Annotated in this window: 19 protein-coding genes; 16 read left to right on the forward strand and 3 right to left on the reverse strand. The window is 52.2% G+C overall.

Annotated features, from left to right (window positions below):
• Positions 1-117: 117 nt before the first annotated feature.
• On the forward strand, positions 118-2,115 hold the full coding sequence (gene zapA, locus JNUCC32_RS00355) for a cell division protein ZapA (protein ID WP_192570750.1): 1,998 nt from the start codon (positions 118-120) through the stop codon (positions 2,113-2,115).
• A gap of 93 nt (positions 2,116-2,208) precedes the next feature.
• On the opposite strand, the gene JNUCC32_RS00360 is transcribed toward zapA, so the two are convergent.
• Together JNUCC32_RS00360 and JNUCC32_RS00365 are read right to left on the reverse strand one after the other, a co-directional pair.
• Positions 2,209-2,595 (reverse strand): cupredoxin domain-containing protein, encoded by a 387-nt coding sequence (locus JNUCC32_RS00360; protein WP_009593061.1) that lies wholly within the window; start codon positions 2,593-2,595, stop codon positions 2,209-2,211.
• Between the two features lie 320 nt (positions 2,596-2,915).
• Positions 2,916-3,275: a phage holin family protein gene (locus JNUCC32_RS00365; RefSeq protein ID WP_015737141.1), complete on the reverse strand. Its 360-nt coding sequence runs from the start codon at positions 3,273-3,275 to the stop codon at positions 2,916-2,918.
• A 156-nt stretch (positions 3,276-3,431) separates the two neighbouring features.
• Between JNUCC32_RS00365 and JNUCC32_RS00370 the strand changes: the two genes are divergently transcribed.
• The 4 genes from JNUCC32_RS00370 (at position 3,432) to JNUCC32_RS00385 (ending at position 8,403) form a co-directional block, all read left to right on the forward strand.
• Positions 3,432-5,801 carry an endonuclease MutS2 gene (locus tag JNUCC32_RS00370; protein WP_096776424.1) on the forward strand — a complete coding sequence of 790 codons (2,370 nt, stop codon included), beginning with the start codon at positions 3,432-3,434 and terminating at the stop codon, positions 5,799-5,801.
• Positions 5,802-5,911: 110 nt separating this feature from the next.
• Positions 5,912-6,331 carry a DUF350 domain-containing protein gene (locus JNUCC32_RS00375; protein WP_009590305.1) on the forward strand — a complete coding sequence of 140 codons (420 nt, stop codon included), beginning with the start codon at positions 5,912-5,914 and terminating at the stop codon, positions 6,329-6,331.
• 161 nt (positions 6,332-6,492) lie between these two features.
• On the forward strand, positions 6,493-7,056 hold the full coding sequence (locus tag JNUCC32_RS00380) for a hypothetical protein (protein WP_192570751.1): 564 nt from the start codon (positions 6,493-6,495) through the stop codon (positions 7,054-7,056).
• Positions 7,057-7,200: 144 nt separating this feature from the next.
• Positions 7,201-8,403 carry an MFS transporter gene (locus JNUCC32_RS00385; protein WP_096776422.1) on the forward strand — a complete coding sequence of 401 codons (1,203 nt, stop codon included), beginning with the start codon at positions 7,201-7,203 and terminating at the stop codon, positions 8,401-8,403.
• A 171-nt stretch (positions 8,404-8,574) separates the two neighbouring features.
• Here JNUCC32_RS00385 and JNUCC32_RS00390 read toward each other — a convergent pair whose 3' ends face one another.
• On the reverse strand, positions 8,575-9,801 hold the full coding sequence (locus JNUCC32_RS00390; protein WP_192570752.1) for an NAD(P)/FAD-dependent oxidoreductase: 1,227 nt from the start codon (positions 9,799-9,801) through the stop codon (positions 8,575-8,577).
• A 139-nt stretch (positions 9,802-9,940) separates the two neighbouring features.
• Between JNUCC32_RS00390 and JNUCC32_RS00395 the strand changes: the two genes are divergently transcribed.
• The 11 genes from JNUCC32_RS00395 to JNUCC32_RS00445 all read left to right on the forward strand — a co-directional run bounded on the left by JNUCC32_RS00395 (position 9,941) and on the right by JNUCC32_RS00445 (position 17,908).
• Positions 9,941-10,177, forward strand: a complete 237-nt coding sequence (locus JNUCC32_RS00395; RefSeq protein ID WP_009590298.1) for a hypothetical protein — start codon at positions 9,941-9,943, stop codon at positions 10,175-10,177.
• Positions 10,178-10,217: 40 nt separating this feature from the next.
• Positions 10,218-10,604, forward strand: a complete 387-nt coding sequence (locus JNUCC32_RS00400; protein WP_015737135.1) for a spore coat protein — start codon at positions 10,218-10,220, stop codon at positions 10,602-10,604.
• A 190-nt stretch (positions 10,605-10,794) separates the two neighbouring features.
• A complete protein-coding gene (locus JNUCC32_RS00405) occupies positions 10,795-11,295 on the forward strand; it encodes an Lrp/AsnC family transcriptional regulator (protein ID WP_009590307.1) in 501 nt (166 codons plus the stop codon).
• 14 nt (positions 11,296-11,309) lie between these two features.
• A complete protein-coding gene (locus tag JNUCC32_RS00410; RefSeq protein WP_015737134.1) occupies positions 11,310-12,515 on the forward strand; it encodes an aminotransferase class I/II-fold pyridoxal phosphate-dependent enzyme in 1,206 nt (401 codons plus the stop codon).
• 118 nt (positions 12,516-12,633) lie between these two features.
• Positions 12,634-12,897, forward strand: a complete 264-nt coding sequence (locus JNUCC32_RS00415; RefSeq protein ID WP_009590300.1) for an aspartyl-phosphate phosphatase Spo0E family protein — start codon at positions 12,634-12,636, stop codon at positions 12,895-12,897.
• A gap of 224 nt (positions 12,898-13,121) precedes the next feature.
• Positions 13,122-13,682, forward strand: coding sequence for a cob(I)yrinic acid a,c-diamide adenosyltransferase (locus tag JNUCC32_RS00420; RefSeq protein WP_036659974.1), 561 nt, complete (start codon positions 13,122-13,124; stop codon positions 13,680-13,682).
• 3 nt (positions 13,683-13,685) lie between these two features.
• On the forward strand, positions 13,686-14,750 hold the full coding sequence (locus JNUCC32_RS00425) for an RluA family pseudouridine synthase (protein WP_192570753.1): 1,065 nt from the start codon (positions 13,686-13,688) through the stop codon (positions 14,748-14,750).
• Entirely contained in the window at positions 14,747-15,109 is a 363-nt protein-coding gene (locus JNUCC32_RS00430; RefSeq protein ID WP_015737131.1) for an arsenate reductase family protein, read from the forward strand. Before JNUCC32_RS00425 ends, JNUCC32_RS00430 begins: the two co-directional genes overlap by 4 nt.
• A 298-nt stretch (positions 15,110-15,407) precedes the next feature.
• Complete coding sequence (locus JNUCC32_RS00435; RefSeq protein ID WP_192570754.1) at positions 15,408-16,304, forward strand: 5'-3' exonuclease; 897 nt, start codon at positions 15,408-15,410, stop codon at positions 16,302-16,304.
• A gap of 15 nt (positions 16,305-16,319) precedes the next feature.
• A complete protein-coding gene (locus JNUCC32_RS31485; RefSeq protein WP_228468852.1) occupies positions 16,320-16,718 on the forward strand; it encodes a hypothetical protein in 399 nt (132 codons plus the stop codon).
• A gap of 293 nt (positions 16,719-17,011) precedes the next feature.
• Positions 17,012-17,908 carry an ROK family protein gene (locus JNUCC32_RS00445; RefSeq protein ID WP_096776417.1) on the forward strand — a complete coding sequence of 299 codons (897 nt, stop codon included), beginning with the start codon at positions 17,012-17,014 and terminating at the stop codon, positions 17,906-17,908.
• Positions 17,909-17,954 lie beyond the last annotated feature (46 nt).

Consider the following 17,954-nt stretch of genomic DNA (forward strand, 5'->3'; position numbering starts at 1 on the left):
ACTTCGGTCTGTACTCTAGAGGTTCGTCTGTAGATGTTATCTCATATATAATGGATGCAGAGGATAGACCATTTCAGACATCATAGAATTTACACATAATAGAAGGAGGGCACAATTTTGACTACATCTGACCGTAAAAGCGTTACCGTAGACATCTACGGAACTTCCTATAAACTCGTTGGAAACAGCAGTGATTATACCAGACAGGTAGCCAATTACGTGGATGATCGCATGCGTACCATCTCCAAGGCGCACTCCCGATTGGATACCCCGCGCATTGCCGTCCTTGCCGCGGTACATATGGCTGAAGAAGCTTTGCAGAAGCTGGAGTATCAGAACGAGGCCAAGCAGATGACGGCCGAGCGGAATGAGCTGAGAACGGAACTGGCCAAGGTGCAGGGACTTCAAATCGAGCAGCAGGAGAGACATCGTCAGCAGCTGGAGCAGCTGGAGCGCAAGCTGGCGGAGCAGACAACGCTGGCTGAAGAATACAGGAAATCCAAGGAGAACCTGACGGCGGAGTCGGAGCGTACGAAGGAGCTGCTCCAGAAGGAATCGGACCGCGTGGCGGAACTTCTGAAGGAGAAGCAGCAGCTTGAGGTGCGTCTTAAGGAGCAGCGCGAGAAGCTGGAGAGCGGCCACAAGCAGGCGATGGAAGATATGAAACGCCGTTATGAAGGGCAAATTTCACAGTCGGCGCTCACGCATAAGCAGGCCGTCGAGAAGCTGGAACAGAGCTTGCGGACTTCAGCGAAGCAGGCTGAAGAGAAGCTGGCGGAGCAGTTGAAGAAACAGGAGAGCACTTATAAACAAGAGGCGCTTCTGAAAGAACAGCAGCACTCGAAGACCGTGCAGGATCTGAAGCAGCAGAATTCGAAGACGGTGCAGGATCTGGAGCAGAAGTACACGAAGACGGTGCAAGATCTGAAGCTGGAGCACTCGAAAACCTTGCAGGATTTGGAGCAGCAGAACTCGAAGACCGTGCAGGATCTGGAGAAACAGCTCGCCGAGCAGCGCAATCGCGGCGGCCAGCTGCACTCGCGGTTAACGACCGCGGAGAAGGAACTGAACACGGTAAAAGCGGAATCGGACAAGCTGAAGGAACAGCTCCATTCGTCCAAGCAGCAAGCTGAAGCTTCCTCGCAGGAATTGCGTTCCTTCCGTACGAAGGCGGAAGGGCTGGCGAAGGAACTCGAGGCCCTGAAGCAGGAATCCGGCAAGTCGGAGGAAGAGCGCAGACGTCTGCAGAAGCTTGTGGTGGATGCGAATCAGACCTCCCGCAAGCAGCAGGAAGAGCTGCAGCGTCTAAGCAGCGAGCTGCAATCCTGGCGGACGCTGGCGGATCAGCGCAAGGAGGAGACCGGCGAGCTCGAGATGAGAATCGTCGAGCTGATGGAATTGAACGAAAGCCTGGAAGAGGGAATGAAGGGGCTTCAGGATGAAATCCATGTGATGAAGGACGAAGCGGACCGGATCCTTTCCGAGCGGCGAAGCGCCCAGGAGGAATTGAAGGAGCTCCAGCTCCGCAACGAAGAGCTGGAGAAACTCACCCAGGACGCGGGAATCCGCGAGGAAGAGACCGGCAAACTCTACGCCATGCTGGAAGAAGAATACGATACGGTGTCGAATCAGCTCGATGAGCTTCGCAAGAAGGCGACCGCCAGCGAAGAGCGTGCAAGCGAACTTGCCGAGCAGCTGAGGGAGTCCGAAGAGCGCGCCGTTCATTGGCAGGACCAATACCAGCAATGGATGGCGGAACGGGAACAGCTGGCTGCAGACAGCGAGAAGCTCGCCGCAGAGCGCGATGAGTGGAAACGAACCAAGCTTGCGCTGGAAGAAGAGCTTCAGTCCTGGCAGCAGGAGATTGCTTCCGCGCGTCAGGCCTGCGACCGTCTGGAAGGCGAGAAAAGCGAAGCGGCACAGCAGTATTCCGATCTTGGCGAACAGTACGAGCTGGTTATGCACCAGTATCGGCTGCTGCAGGCAGAACAGGAATTGAAGGCGGAGCAAGCCGCGCAGCTTGAAGAAGAACACCGCAAGCTGAAGGAAGAGTATGCGAAGCTCCAAGTTGAATATAATGAATGGATCGAGTTGATTGAGCAGGATCAGCGTTAGGCCATGACGAAGATGTGAACCTGAAAAAACCTCCGGATCAGAGAGAGGAAACTCTGGCGATCCGGAGGTTTTCATTTTGCATAGCAGGCCCTGCTATTCTTCGACGATCAGTTTGGATATCATTTTGCTGTGACCGGCTCCGCACATAATGGAACACGAAACCTCGAATTCTCCTGCCTTGTCAGGCGTAACGACGGTTGAGTTGTTCTTTCGGTCCAGCTGCAGGCCAAGCGCAGGAATCATAACGCCGTGGTTGCCGTCTTCGTTCTCGTAAGTAATCTTGACGGGCACCCCTTTTTTGAGGTGATATTCGGCTTGGTCAAATTGGAAGTTGGAGCCTTTAATCACGAGTTCTGCTTCCGGTGCCACGCCGGTATCCGTGATCCCCGAATTGCCCTCGGACTCTTGTTGGTTTCCGCCGCAGGCCGCCAATACAAAAAGGAGCATACATGAAACAAGTAGTGCTATGCCTTTTTTCACTATAATCTCTCCTGACTATGAAATAATTGTGAAAATTAATTTCCAATCTTTATGATAGCTCAGAACGGGAGTCGACGCACATGCCTGTTATGAAAAATTGGTGAACGTGAAGCGTTTGCAACGAATTTTATGGATTTACGTTATAATGTAGGGGAAACATAGTCAAAGAGGACGGGAACTTGCTCGAACACGGACAACCCCCTGTCATATAGCAACAGGGGGCAGTTGTGGGGAATGCATCGATGGATTTAACCGCGAACCGGGATCGTTCAGGAAGAGCTCCGTCAGGATCCTTTGACAGAAGCGGGCGGCCTTCTGTCTTATTCTTTGCGGTTTTTGCCTGCTTCAAACGGGGTGGAGATCGGAATGAACAGATCGATGATCCCGATGACCAGTGCAGCAAGCAGAGCACCCAGAATGGAGACGCTAACGCCTCCGACGATGAACTGGGCCAGGTAAATGACAAGCGCGCTCACAATGAAGCCCACGATGCCGCGTCCAAACGGCGTGACTTTTTTGCCGAAGATGCCCTCGATAGCCCAGCCAAACAGGGCGATGACGAGTGCAAGCAGCAGGGCGCTTCCGAATCCGCCGACGGAGAATTGAGGGACGATCCATCCGACGACCATAAGGACGAGAGCCGCTACGATAAATCGAACGACATGCCCGAGAAATTGCATGGTACCTGCCTCCTTAGAATAAGACTGGAATGTTACGCAGAATTTATTTTGTTCAATCGGACGTTAGGTTATGTGTGGAAGGATTTTGGATTCCATGGCGATTTCGCATGGCGTTCGATATAATATAGGCATTGATTGAGAGGAGTTGTGAACTTCTTGAACGACAAGATTTTGCACACTTTAGAATACCGGAAAATTTTAAATACATTGACGCAATATACCCAAACCTCCATGGGAAGTTTGAGGGCTGAAAGGTTAATGCCAGAGACCGACCTCGAAGCCGTGAAGGATCTGCTCGCGGCCACCGACCAGGCTTACACCGTAGACCGGCTTAAGGGCAACCCGTCCTTCCGCGGCATTACCGACATCAACGATGCTTTGAAGCGGGCTCGAATCGGAGGCACGCTGAATCCGCATGAATTGCTTGCCACGTCGAACACGATTCACGGGTCGCGACGAATCAAACGGTTTATCGCTGCGATTCATGAGGATGAGAAGATTGATATTCTCTTTAATTTAAGCGATCTTATTTCGGAGCAGAAGCCGCTGGAGGATGCCATTCGGCTCTGCATCGATGAAACGGCCGAGGTGCTGGACTCCGCAAGCGCGGAGCTGTCGCAAATTCGGAGGGAGCTGCGAGGCGGAGAGGTACGCATCCGCGAGAAGCTGGAATCCATGATCCGTTCGCAATCGGTGGCGAAAATGCTGCAGGACCAGCTGATTACGATTCGCGGCGACCGATTCGTCATTCCCGTCAAAGCGGAGTATCGCTCCCACTTTGGCGGTATCGTACACGACCAGTCCGGCTCGGGCGCGACACTGTTCATCGAACCGGAGTCCATCGTGGCGATGAACAACAAGCTGCGCGAGACCCGGATGCGGGAAGAACGGGAGATTGAAGTGATTCTGCAGAAGCTGACCGCCCAGGTCGGCGAACAGGCTGAACTGCTGTCCATCGACGTCGATCTGATCGGGCAGCTCGATTTTATTTTTGCCAAAGCCCGTTTAGCTCATGTGATGAAGGCTTCGCTCCCGCGGATGAACGACAGAGGATATATTAAGCTGCGCAGAGGCAGACATCCGCTCATACCGACGGACCAGGTCGTGCCGCTGGACGTGGAATTGGGCAATTCCTATACCTCCATCATCGTCACGGGCCCGAATACCGGCGGTAAGACGGTTACGCTCAAAACGATCGGTTTATTAAACCTGATGGCGATGTCCGGACTGTTTATTCCGGCCGAAGAAGGCAGCCAGATGTGCGTGTTCGATGCGATCTACGCGGATATTGGCGATGAGCAAAGCATTGAGCAGAGCCTGAGTACCTTCTCCAGCCATATGACCAACATCATTCGCATTTTAAGCCAGATGACGCCGAAGAGCCTGGTCCTGCTCGATGAAGTGGGGGCGGGGACCGACCCGGCGGAAGGTTCGGCTCTGGCGATTTCCATTCTGGAGCATATCCACCGCATGGGCTGCCGCATGATCGCGACGACGCACTATTCCGAATTGAAGGCATACGCCTATGAACGCAAAGGCGTGATCAATGCCAGCATGGAGTTCGATATCAATACCCTAAGTCCGACTTATCGGCTGCTGGTGGGCGTTCCTGGACGAAGTAACGCGTTTGCTATTGCAGAACGTCTGGGATTGCCAGGATCCATTCTGGAATTCGCCCGCGGGGAAGTGAAGGAAGAGGATCAGCGGGTGGAGCATATGATTGCGTCCCTCGAGGAGAACCGGCATACCGCTGAAGTGGAGCGTGAGAAGGCGGAACAGGTTCGGAAGGAAATGGAGGAACTGCGTCAACGTCACCAGCAGGAGCTTCAGAAGCTCGAGGAGCAGAAAGACAAACTCGTTGATAAGGCTCGGGCGGAAGCAAGACAGATCGTGGACAAGGCGCGGAGCGAAGCCGAGGAGATCATTGCGGACCTGCGCAAGATTGCCCAGGAGGAAGGGGCTTCCGTTAAGGAGCACAAGCTGATCGCGGCCAGAAAGCGCCTGGATGACGCCGAGCCGCAGCAGGGCAAGAAAACGGGCGGCCAGCGTTCTGCGAAGCAGCAGCGCAGCATCGAGCCCGGGGATGAGGTTCGGGTATACAGCCTGAATCAGAAGGGGCATGTCGTGGAGATGTCCGGCTCGAAGGAAGCCGTCGTTCAGCTTGGCATTATGAAGATGAAGGTCGCGCTGGACGATTTGGAGCTGCTGTCGAATCAAGCCGCCAATGCCAAGCAGGCACCGAAACAGCATGCCACCGTCCTGAAGCGGACCCGCGATGCCAACATCCGGAATGAGCTGGATTTAAGGGGAGCGAACCTGGAAGAAGCCTTGATCGAGGTGGACCGGTTCATTGATGAGGCGTTTTTGGGGAATCTGGGACAGATCTACATCATTCACGGCAAGGGAACCGGCATTTTGCGAACCGGCATTCAGGATTATTTGCGCAAGCACAAACATGTCAAAAGCCATCGTTTAGGCAATTACGGCGAAGGCGGCAATGGCGTTACGATTGCCGAGTTGAAATAAGAAATCAGGAACCGTTTTCTCCTTCAATCGTATAACATATCATCAATAGGGTTCAGAACGACGGGATGCGAAAGGTGCCGCATCCCGTTTATCAGGGAGGAAATAAGGGAATGACGGAAGCGATTGATCATTTGCTGACCCATCCGCTTGGGGTGCTCGTCGGCTATTTCTCGGTTGCGATACTTGCACTTATTGTTTACTTGTATTGCTTTGAATTGGTTACCAAGTACAATTGCTGGGATGAAATACGCAAAGGAAATGTTGCCGCGGCCATGGCGACCGGCGGCAAGGTCTTTGGCATTTGTAACGTGATGCGGTATAGCATCACGGCGAATACGTCCATTTACGGCATGATTAAATGGTCGTTCTTCGGGTTTATACTGCTTTTATTGGCTTATTGGCTGCTTGAATTCTTGACGCCTGTGTTTTCGGTCGATGAAGAGATTGGCAAGGATAATCGGGCAGTGGGCCTGATCGTGCTTCTTATCACCGTATCTTTGTCTTACATTATTGGAGCGAGCATTACTTAAGGGCTTCGGGAGGAAAAGAACGATGAAATATTTACCGCGGATATTGTTTGCGGCAGCCATGATTTTTTTCGTGGCGGGTATTGTATACTTAATGTCTCAATAAAAATAACGTAAACAGGGCCATTCATGGCCGTTTGAATAAAGAAAGGGATGAATGACCGATGGAACCGACGGTTTGCCCATGGTGCCAAAGTGAGATTGTATGGGATGAGGAGATAGGTCCCGAGGATACCTGTCCTCACTGCGCGAATGAGCTTAAAGGCTACCGCACATTGAATATCGCATTGCAAGATGAAGATGAAGATGAAGAGGACGGCGGGGAGGAATATGAAGAGGCTTATGAGCCTTCCGACGAGGAGGCGCGCGATCTTCATCGCATCTGGGGCTCCGACCATGAATCGCTGTCATCGCTTCGCACCGTGGATAAGTACGGGGAAGATCACGATCTTTTTGCATTCGAGGAGACGGTGGAGGGGATCCTGGACCAACAAGAGGAAGTGCCCGAGTGTCTGCATTGCCGAGAGTATATGCTCCATGCAGGAACGCAGCGCGTGAGCGGAGAAGGCTTCCAGCCGGTTCACGCACCCTTGATCCAAGCTCCCATTCTGCAGCCTCCGTATGATCTGAACGTTTATGTATGTCCCGGATGCTTCCATGTGCAGTACAATTTGGCAGAGAACGACCGGCTTCGGATGATCAAGAGTTTTATCCATAAAAAGGAATAGAGTTGCGGAGCGGCGCTGTTGCCGATCCCGCGGATGACTTAAGGAAACTGCCGGCGGCGGTTTCCTTTTTTTTGTTCATGAAGTGGAGCGCGAAGGGGTAAAATACCTTGGACTTCAAGTGAAAGGGCAAGGGAGGAACTGTATATGAAGTTGACAAAGGACCCCCAGGCTATGCTTCTGTTATCGGTTCATGGGTTGTTTATTCTATCGAGCGCATTGTCGGGTACGTTCCTCAACGTATACTTATGGAAAAGCCGCCAAGATTACACCATGCTCGGCTGGTTCACGATTGCGCAGCAGGTGGCGCTTGGCCTGACGTTCTGGGCCGCCGGCAAATGGGTGAAGGAGCATAACAAAATGAATGCGCTTCGCCTGGGAATTGCCGTGTCCGGCTTGTTTTATCTATGCGTGCTGTGGGCAGGGAGGGACGCCGTCCATTACATTTGGCCGCTCGGCCTGCTGTTCGGTGTGTCTTTAGGATTGTTCTGGTTGGCCTTTAATGTGGTTTACTTCGAGGTGTCGAGTGCGGAGAACCGGGACTGGTTTAATGGCTGGATCGGGCTCTTGGGCTCCATAACGGGGATTATCGGTCCATGGCTGGCAGGCTGGATCATTACGCTGATGCATGGGGATCAGGGCTATCGGTTTATTTTTACCGTGTCGATGGCCATCTTCGCCGTAACGGTGGTCATGAGCTTTTTTCTGCGCAAAAGGCCGGTTCAAAGCGATTATCACTGGCTGGAAGGGGTAAGCCGCCTCAAGGAGGGCGGCGTTTGGAAATACGCGGTATTAGGCTTGGCTGTTCAGGGAATCCGGGAGGGCGTGTTCTCCTTTCTCATCACGCTGCTTGTTTTCGTGGCGACGGATCAGGAGTCCAAGCTGGGGCAATTCGCGTTGATTACTTCGGCCGTTTCACTGGTCAGCTACTGGGCCTGCGGGAAATGGTTCAAGCCCAAATTCCGTAAAACCGGCATGCTGGTTGGTTCCGTATTGATGCTGCTTGTCATCATGCCGCTGCTATTTACGGTCAACTACACTACGCTGCTGGTGCTGGGAATCGGGACGTCGCTCTTCATTCCGCTGTACATGATGCCGGCTATATCGGCCAGCTTCGATCTCATGGGCGTGAATCAGGAAAACGTGGAGAAGCGGGTGGAACTGGTCGTGCTCCGGGAACTCAGTCTGACGATAGGCCGAATTACGGGCTTGCTTGTTTTCATTCTTGTACTGTCATTCAGGCAGGATACGTTAACGATAACATTGCTGCTGCTGTTTCTGGGGGCATCCCCCATCGGATCTTGGCTGTTCATACGAAAGCTGTTTCCTAGCAAAGGACAAGCCGCCTGAGCCTGATGGCATCGATGTGAGACATGGAGATCATGCAATGAGCGAAAGTTGGATAACGCAGGTCAGCGACGTTTTTTTTAAAATAGAAGGCCGCGACGCGGAGGCAAATCGTACAAACGCAAAGAAGGTATCTCCAAGGCCGCAGGGCCTGTTAGGGGATACCTTCTTAATTTATGTGAAGTTCAGGTCGATCGGACGCCTCAGCGAGAACCATTTCAGTTCTTCGGGCTCTCTGCCGGCAATCGTCTCGGCCAGGAGGTCGGCGGCGATCATGCTGTAAACCATACCGTTTCCGCCATAAACCTCGATGAAGTAGCTGTGCGGATACTGCGGATGTCTGCCGATCAGCGGGATGCCGTCTTTGGTGGAGGCAAACACGCCAGCCCAGCTGCACGCCATTTTCACGTCCGTCATCGTAGGGAACAGCTTATGAATTTCATTCAGCAGTCTCTGGCTTCTTGGCTCGGCGTATTCCTCCGGTTTGCCTGAAGGAGGCAGCGGCTCATCCAGTCCACCGGCCATGATCCGCCGGTCCGGCGTTGTCCGGAAATAGAGATATGGACGGTCGGTCTCCCATATGAGAGCCCGCTCATACCACGAAGACAGATCGTGAACAGGCTCGGTCATAATGGCATAGGTATTGAGGAGATCCACTTGATAATCCGGCTTCCATTCTTGGGTGCTGTACCCGGTAGCCCAGATCACGTGTTTGGCTGAAACGCTTCCCTGATCCGTCATGACGGTGACATCGTTGTGTGTATACCTGGTTTCTTTCACTTCGCTGTTTTCATAAATTCGCAGCCCCTGATCGCCGGCATCCTGAAGAAGATGATGTCCGAGACGGTAGGGATTGACTTCGGCATCGCCGCGGGTATAGATGGCGGCTTCCTTTGAGAACGGAAATTTAGCCTTCACATCATCGCGGTTCCAGTACTGCACGTCGAAGCCCTTGCGTTTGAGGAGGTCATACTCATGACGAATCAAGCCGATATCTTGAGGGTTGCTGGCATAGTAGAGGCTGCTTCGAGAGATCAACCCGGAATCCCTTGACAACGTATTCGCGATTTCAGTGAGCCGACGTATGGCATTTCTGCACATCATGTAGAAGGCGGTACCCCGGTCCTCGCCAAAATGTTGAATCAAATTCGAAAGGGGACAGTCGTTGGAGATTTGCAGCAGTCCCGTATTGGCGGAAGTGCTGCCCTCGCATACTCGACTTTTCTCCAGGAGAATGGCGTCGACGCCTTGCACGCTCAGGACATAGGCCATCAGGGCACCGCTGATACCGCCTCCGACGACCAGCACGTCGCAGCTAAGCCGGTCCGAGAGCACGGGATATTTTTTTACCGGTTCGGTGTTTAAATATTTCCAGGGCGTTGTTCCGCCGGTCAGTAACATGATCCATCCCCTCCCATCGTCACATCGCAATTAGTTTGGTCGTTCCTTCCGCATTTCATGACATCTTGCGACATAGATTTGTACAACGGTGGCATACTAGGTCCTGTCAACCTAAATGGAAAGGGGAACAACGAACCGTATGACACCCAATCAGCAATTACAGCCTCTCACTTCAAAAGAGCTGGATTATATCGTGGACTGCATCTCCAACGAGACCATGCTGGCCAAGCATTGCGCCGCCACGGCTGCAGCCAGTCAGAACCCTGCCATTCAGCAGGCACTGCTCGGATTCGTGAAGCGACATGAGCAGCATCTTGATATGTTGGTGAACTCCCTTCAGACCCACAGCAGCGTTGCGCCCAACCAGCCGCAGTAAGCAGACAGTGCATAACCAACAACCCAAAGGAGGAACTACGATGGCAACCCCTAACGGATCTTCATTCCTGCCCGAAGAGGATTTGCTCAGCCCGATACTGGGAGAGCTGAAACGGGCCGTTCGAGAATATACGACAGCCACGACGGAAGCCACTTGCCCTGACGTGCGTCAAATGTTTACCAATTTGACCACGGATACGCTGAGTCTGCAAGGCGAATTCTTTAATATGATGAAGCAGCAGAACATGTACACCGCAGGCACGCATGCGCTGAAATACGACGTGGACAAGCAGCATAAACAAGCGCAGCAGTCCGTACAAAAAACTCGGGAAACGATAAATCAAAAAACTTCAAGCATGGGCGCGTATGCGCACAATCCGAACGTTGAGCCCCATGCAACCAATGTATCCCCTGCTTCTTATATGTAATGTAACCCAACCATCTATGGTTAACGCAACGATTTCGCCGATGACACCTCCAGCATTCGCTGCGGGCATGCATCGGTTTTTTTCTTTTGCACATCCCGTGTAAGTTATTGTAATATAAGTATTAATCTCTGTTCCGACAAAACCGTGTGTCACGAGCGGTTATTCGGAATAAGTGCTGGAGGATACGTACATGGAAGAGCTAAGCGAATTGAAACTGAAGGTGCTTGACCTGCTGAAAGAGGACGCGAGAAGATCGCCGGCTCTACTCTCTACTCTACTCGGTGTAGAAGAGGAAGAAGTAAAGACCTCCATTGCGGAGCTTGAACGAGATCACGTCATTGTCAAGTACGCCACCGTTGTCAATTGGGGCAAGGTGGAGGACGAGAAGGTTACGGCGCTGATCGAGGTTCAGATAACGCCTGAGCGCGGAAGAGGCTTTGAAGGAATCGCGGAACGGATTTATTTGTTCCCGCAGGTGAAGTCGGTTTATTTGATGTCAGGCGCCTACGACCTGCTGGTCGAAGTGGAAGGCGGTAACCTGCGTGAGGTGGCCAATTTTGTTTCCGAGAAACTGTCGCCTATTGATTCTGTATTATCGACCAAAACGAATTTCATTTTGAAAAAATATAAACAAGACGGGATTATTTTTGAAGAACGTCAAGAAGACAATCGTCTCCTGATCTCGCCGTAAAGGAAGCGTGTGCTATGATTTTGAACGAACAGCAGCTTGCAGAAAATAACAGGAAATCGATGAGCTCCTATTTGGCGCCTAGAGTCAGGGATATTCAACCCTCCGGAATCCGGAAATTTTTCGATCTCGTCAGCGGAAACAAGGATATTATCACGCTAGGCGTCGGGGAGCCTGATTTCGTTACGCCGTGGCATGTACGAGAAGCGTGCGTATATTCATTGGAACGCGGGTTTACGGGCTATACGTCCAATGCCGGCATGCCGGAGCTGAGGGAAGCGATCGCGGAATATTTGAACGACAGCTTCCATGTGACCTATAATCCTGCGAATGAAATCATCGTAACCGTGGGCGGCAGTGAAGCGATTGATCTGGCGCTGCGGGCCTTGATTGTTCCCGGAGATGAAATTCTGATTCCGGAACCGTGTTACATTTCGTACTCGCCGATCGCTTCAATCGGCGGCGGCGTGCCCGTCGGCATCGAAACGACGGCGGAGCATCATTTCAAACTGACGGCCGAGGCGCTGGAAGCGCAAATCACGCCCAAATCAAAGATTCTGATTCTCTGCTATCCGAGCAATCCGACAGGGGCGATCATGACCTACGAGGATTGGCTTCCGATTGCGGAAGTGGTGGAAAAGCACGATCTGATTGTGATTTCCGATGAAATTTATGCCGAGCTCACGTATGAAGGCAAGCATGTCAGCTTTGCCTCGATGCCCGGCATGATGGACCGCACCATACTGGTGAGCGGCTTTTCGAAGGCGTTTGCTATGACCGGCTGGCGTATGGGATATGTGTGCGCCCATACGGATCTCATTGCCGCCATGCTGAAAATTCATCAGTATACGGTCATGTGTGCACCGGCCATGGGGCAAGTCGCAGCGCTTGAAGCATTGCGTAACGGCATGGGGGAGAAGGACCGAATGGTTGAATCCTATAACCAACGGCGCAGACTCGTTGTGCAGGGGCTGCGGGAGATCGGTCTGGATTGCCACGAACCCCAGGGAGCGTTTTACGCCTTCCCAAGCATCAAGGGAACGGGACTCGGCTCGGAAGAATTCGCTCAGCGATTGCTGACCGAAGCCAAAGTGGCCGCAGTGCCGGGCACTGCCTTCGGGCTTGGCGGGGAAGGTTTCATTCGCTGTTCTTATGCTACATCCATTGCTCAACTGAATGAGGCATTGGAGCGAATGGGCAATTTTGTTGAAAAAATAAAGTAGGCAAGGAATTCGTTGAACTTTTTCCTTGAATTAACAAAAGATTCACTTTTCATTGACGAAAATTATGTTATAATTTTATTTTGGGGGCAGAATTTTACTTTCCAAGGAGGGATCACCAGTGTTTTGTGATTATGAATTGTCAAACTACCGTGGTGATTATACGGCTGAAGACAATAATCACGGTAAATGGTCAATTAAATCAGCCAAATCCACTCCTCAGGAAATTACCTTGGAAGACGAAATTCACATGCTCCGCCGGAAGATGGAGCAAATATTTCTGGAAGAGCAGTCCTTCACGTCGGAAATTGTGATCGAGATCAGCAGTTTGCTGGATCTGAAGATCAACGAATATATGAAGGCCCATCCCAAAAAGAAACTCTAAAATATTTCACCATTAAATAATACAAGGCTGTTCCTAGAGTGAGAATACTCGTGGTTCAGCCTTGTTTGTGTTTAAAACCAAACGCAACCTAAAGCACTTCCCTCTAGGCGTTATCGGCCTTGGGTTTATTCGGCCGCAGCGGGAACGTGATCCGAAATTATGCTATAGTGAGCATAATAAGATGTTATGGTGTTCGTTCTAGATATGAAATGGAGGAAGATGTGATGAAGGTATATACAAGAACGGGAGATGCGGGGGAGACTTCGATTATTGGCGGTCGCGTGCCCAAGGATGATCCGCGCATCGAAGCGTACGGCACGATCGATGAATTGAACAGCTTTGTCGGTCAGGCCGTGTGCTTGGCCAAGGAAGCCGATTTTGAGGAGCTGTATCTTCAGCTCGTTCAAATCCAGCATGAACTGTTCGATTGCGGCTCGGATCTGGCTTATGCGAGGCCTCGGGAGGATAAACTCAAGGTCGGTGCCGAGCTTGTGGATCGTCTGGAGGCGTGGCTGGATGCATTCGAAGAGAAGAACCCTCCGCTTGAGCGCTTTATTCTGCCGGGCGGAAGCGCCTTGTCTTCTTCGTTGCATGTATGCCGGACCGTATGCCGCCGCGCAGAAAGGTTGACCGTTACGCTGCAGCGAACCACCGAGATCAATCCGGAGGTCCGCCGGTACTTGAACCGGTTGTCCGATTATTTCTTTGTTGCCGCACGGGCAGCCAATGTGCATGCCGGGATACCTGATGTTGAATATGAGCGAAGCGGAAAGGTGTTCCGGTAATAGATGAGTCTGTACTATCCGCCAATCCGCTATGTCGTGCCTTCACACGAAGACGGCATGCTGCTTAAGACCATTTTGCAAAAAAGAATGGGGGTATCCCGCAAGCTGCTCTCCCGCCTCAAATTGACGGAGCAGGGCATTATGCTGAACGGGACCCGCGTATATATTAGCGTTAAAGTGCAAGCGGGCGATTTGGTCGAAATTCGGATGGAGCAGGAACGTTCCAACGATATGCTGCCCCAGCCCATGGAACTTCATATTCTGTACGAGGATGAGCATCTGCTTGTCTTGAACAAGCCGGCAGGGGTCATCGTGCATCCCACGCATGGGCATTACACCGACACGCTGGCCAACGGCGTCGTTCATTATTGGCAGGAGAAGGGCTGGAATTACCGGTTCAGAGCGGTTCACCGGCTCGATCAGGAGACTTCCGGCGTACTGGTAATCGCGAAGAATGCGTATATTCATCAGCATGTTTCCGAACAAATGATTGCCGGCACCGTCGATAAGAGGTATGTCGCTTTTGTGCATGGAAGACCTTCTTCGCAGACAGGCGATATTGACGGTCCGATTGATCGGGATCCGTTGGAGCCCCACCGGCGCATCGTAACCCCGGAAGGATATCCTTCGCTTACGCGGTATAGGGTATGCGAAACATACCCCTCCGCATCCTTGGTTGAATTGAAGCTCGAAACAGGCCGGACGCATCAAATTCGGGTGCATATGCTAAGCATCGGTTGTCCATTGATCGGAGATCAGATGTACAGGCATCCCGTATACAGCGATCAGGAATTGTTATCGAATGCGCCGGAGAGGGATGAGGATTCCCATGGGGCCGTCGGGTCATTGGATCCGTTAGCCGCAACGATCATGAGGCTGGACGGCTATATGGACAGGCAGGCGCTGCATGCGGCAAGCCTGACGCTGATGCATCCGATAGAGGGGAAGACGATGGTATTCACGGCCCCGCTACCTGAGGACATGAAATCATTGAGATTAGCGCTCGCGCAAGAAGCTGTCACTTCATTATGTAACACTACAACATTAGAGGGAGAACCTATTGAATGAGCAAACTGAAAGTATATCAATATCCGAAATGCGGGACTTGCCGCAACGCCGTGAAATGGCTGCAGAACGAAGGACATGAGCTGGAGCTTCAACATATTTTCGAACAACCGCCAAAGAAGGACGAGTTAGCCGACCTGATCGCCAAGAGCGGACTGGAGCTAAAGAAATTTTTCAATACGAGCGGCGAGGTATACAAGGAAATGAACCTGAAAGACAAGCTGCCCGGCCTTTCCGATGAGGAGAAGATCGAACTGTTGTCTTCCAACGGAAGATTGATCAAGCGTCCGATCGTGACCGACGGCAGCAAAGTAACCGTCGGCTTCAAAGCGGAGCAATATCAGGAGGCATGGCAGAAGTAACGGTCGTTTTTGGGATATGACAGACACAAAAGACAAACTGCGGCAGTGATTGATTACGAGAGTCACGGAATCGGTTTGCCGAAGGGCAGCCATTCGCCGGTAACGATGTCGTCCTGCTGATGAAGGCAGAGCATTCCATGGTCTTTCGACCATCGGAATGTTCTTTTTTTTTGTGAGCAGCCCGCGATAGGAAATTCAAAGAAATACCCTGTGACAAGCCCAAGTCCATATAAGGATATGGTATAATGACAAGGTATATTTTAAGGTTATACCAGAGAAGTTAAAGTTAGGAGCGATCATGACCGTGATACCCAATACACAACCATCCTTAATGCTCGTCGACGGGATGGCTTTATTATTTCGTGCTTATTATGCAACCGCGTCCAGCGGTTATATCCGTCGTACCAAAGCGGGTGTGCCGACCAACGCGATTTACGGTTTCCTGCGGTATATGTGGGATGCCATCGATAAATTTCAGCCTACCCATGTGGCTTGCTGCTGGGATATGGGCTCAAAAACATTCCGTACGGAGCAATTCGCCTCGTATAAAGGCAATCGTCCGGAAGCGCCGGATGACTTGGTTCCGCAGTTCTCGCTGGTTCGCGACGTGACGGAATGCCTCGGGATCCCGAATCTGGGCGTTGTGGGTTATGAGGCCGATGACTGCATCGGTACGCTTGCCAGACGGTTCGGAGATAGCATGAACGTCATGATCCTGTCGGGCGACCACGATTTGCTTCAGCTCGTGAACGATTCGACTTCGGTCATCATTATGAAAAAGGGGCATGGCAATTATATGCACTATACACCGGAGACGCTTTATGCCGAAAAGGGTCTTTCTCCAAGACAGGTGATCGATGTAAAAGGCCTGATGGGAGATACGAGCGACAATTATCCGGGCGTACGCGGGATCGGCGAGAAGACGGCTGTCAAGCTGATCCAGGAATATGAATCCGTGGAAGGCATCCTTGCCAATCTGGATTCATTGACCAAAGGGGTTCGCACCAAGATCGAAGCGGATTTGGAGATGCTGCATCTGTCCCGGGCCCTGGCCGAAATTCATTGCGAGGTTCCAATGGAATGCGAGCTCGATTTGTGCCGCCTGAGCGTGGATCACGAACGTGCGTTAACCAAGCTGGAGGAGCTGGAAATGAAGAGTCTTGGCCATCTTTTTGGGGTGGCGGTGGTTTCCTAGCCGCTTCGGTCGAAGGTGTCGTACCGGAGACATCCGCAGCAGGCCGGGGCACTTCTTCAATTCACCAGGAAGCCTGAAATCAGCGGCGTCTACATGGTGGCCGGATTGTGTTTGTGGAGCCGTCGTCGTGACCATGACGAAAATGCTCGGCTCGGGTTGCCGGAATGGCAGTCGATAAAAACATCACTGCTGTCCAGCATCAGTGCCTTTATACTGGGATCAGCGGCGGCACACTGCATGTCCCGGCGCGCGTTTGTCGGCAGAACGGCCGGCGAAACGCAGCTGATGCTCCTGCCAATGGTGGTAGGCTTTCCGTCCGCTAATGGTACTGAGCGGAAACAGCTGGATCCGCGCTGCCGCAGGTCCGCGAGGCAGGCGTATCGGCGTTCTTTCTGGCTTTTGCCGGAGGTTTAGGCGAATTTGAGGCAACCTGGATGGTTGCAGGCAATATACCGTGCGTCACGCAAACGCTGCCCACGGCGATTTACGTTGCGGTTAGCAATGGCCAAAGCGGGCAGGCATGGGCGTGGCGACGGTTATGATTTTGTTCTCATGGCTGTTACTCCCGCGGCTCGGAACGGGCAGAGGCAGAGAAAGAGGCAGGCAGACTTGACGGGAGCACAATGTTTACATATGCTTCGAATAGAGCTTGTTAGCAACCATATAGAGAACAAGGCACAGCACATCGTGGAGAGGATGGAAGAAGCATGAGTTTACTTGGAGCAATTGAAGCAGGAGGAACCAAGTTCGTTTGCGGCGTGGGTACGGAGGATGGAACGGTTGTGGAGCGAGTGAGCTTTCCGACGACAACCCCTGAAGAAACCATGGCAAACGTCTTTAACTTTTTTGCGGATAAGGATATAGAGGCGATCGGAGTCGGTTCGTTCGGACCGATTGACCCGGTGAAAGGCAGCCCGACCTACGGCTGCATTACAACGACGCCGAAGCCGCATTGGAGCAATTACAATATCGTCAAAGCATTGGAAGAGCGTTTTGACGTTCCGATCGGATTTGATACGGATGTAAACGGAGCTGCTCTTGGAGAATATACGTGGGGGGCGGCCCAGGGACTGGACAGCTGTCTTTATATCACCATCGGAACGGGAGTGGGAGCAGGCGCCGTGGTATCCGGCGAACTGATTCACGGCCTGTCCCATCCGGAGATGGGGCATATTTACGTCCGCCGTCATCCGGAAGACAAATATGAGGGGACCTGTCCTTATCATGCAGACTGTTTGGAGGGGCTTGCTGCGGGACCGTCTCTTGGCAAACGCTGGGGTGTTCCCGGCGTGGAATTGACGCCGGATCATCCGGCTTGGGAGATGGAAGCTTATTATCTCGCTCAAGCGCTGATGAATTATGTCCTCATCTTGTCCCCTCAGCGGATCGTGATGGGTGGAGGCGTGATGAAGCAGGAGCAGCTGTTCCCGCTGATCCGCACGAAGCTTCAAGAGCTGCTGGCAGGATATGTTCAGCATCCAAGCCTTCATGACGGGATCGATCAATTCATCGTTCCGCCGATGCTCGGCGATAATGCGGGTCTCTGCGGCGCATTGGCATTGGCCAAGCTGGCAGTGGATGAAGCCAAAAGCATTCAAGCTTAGCCTGATTTCTTATATAGGGCAAGTTCAAAATGGATTGGATTCTATT

Origin of the sequence: Paenibacillus sp. JNUCC32 (assembly GCF_014863545.1) — a bacterium.
Lineage (GTDB): Bacteria > Bacillota > Bacilli > Paenibacillales > Paenibacillaceae > Paenibacillus_AQ > Paenibacillus_AQ lautus_A.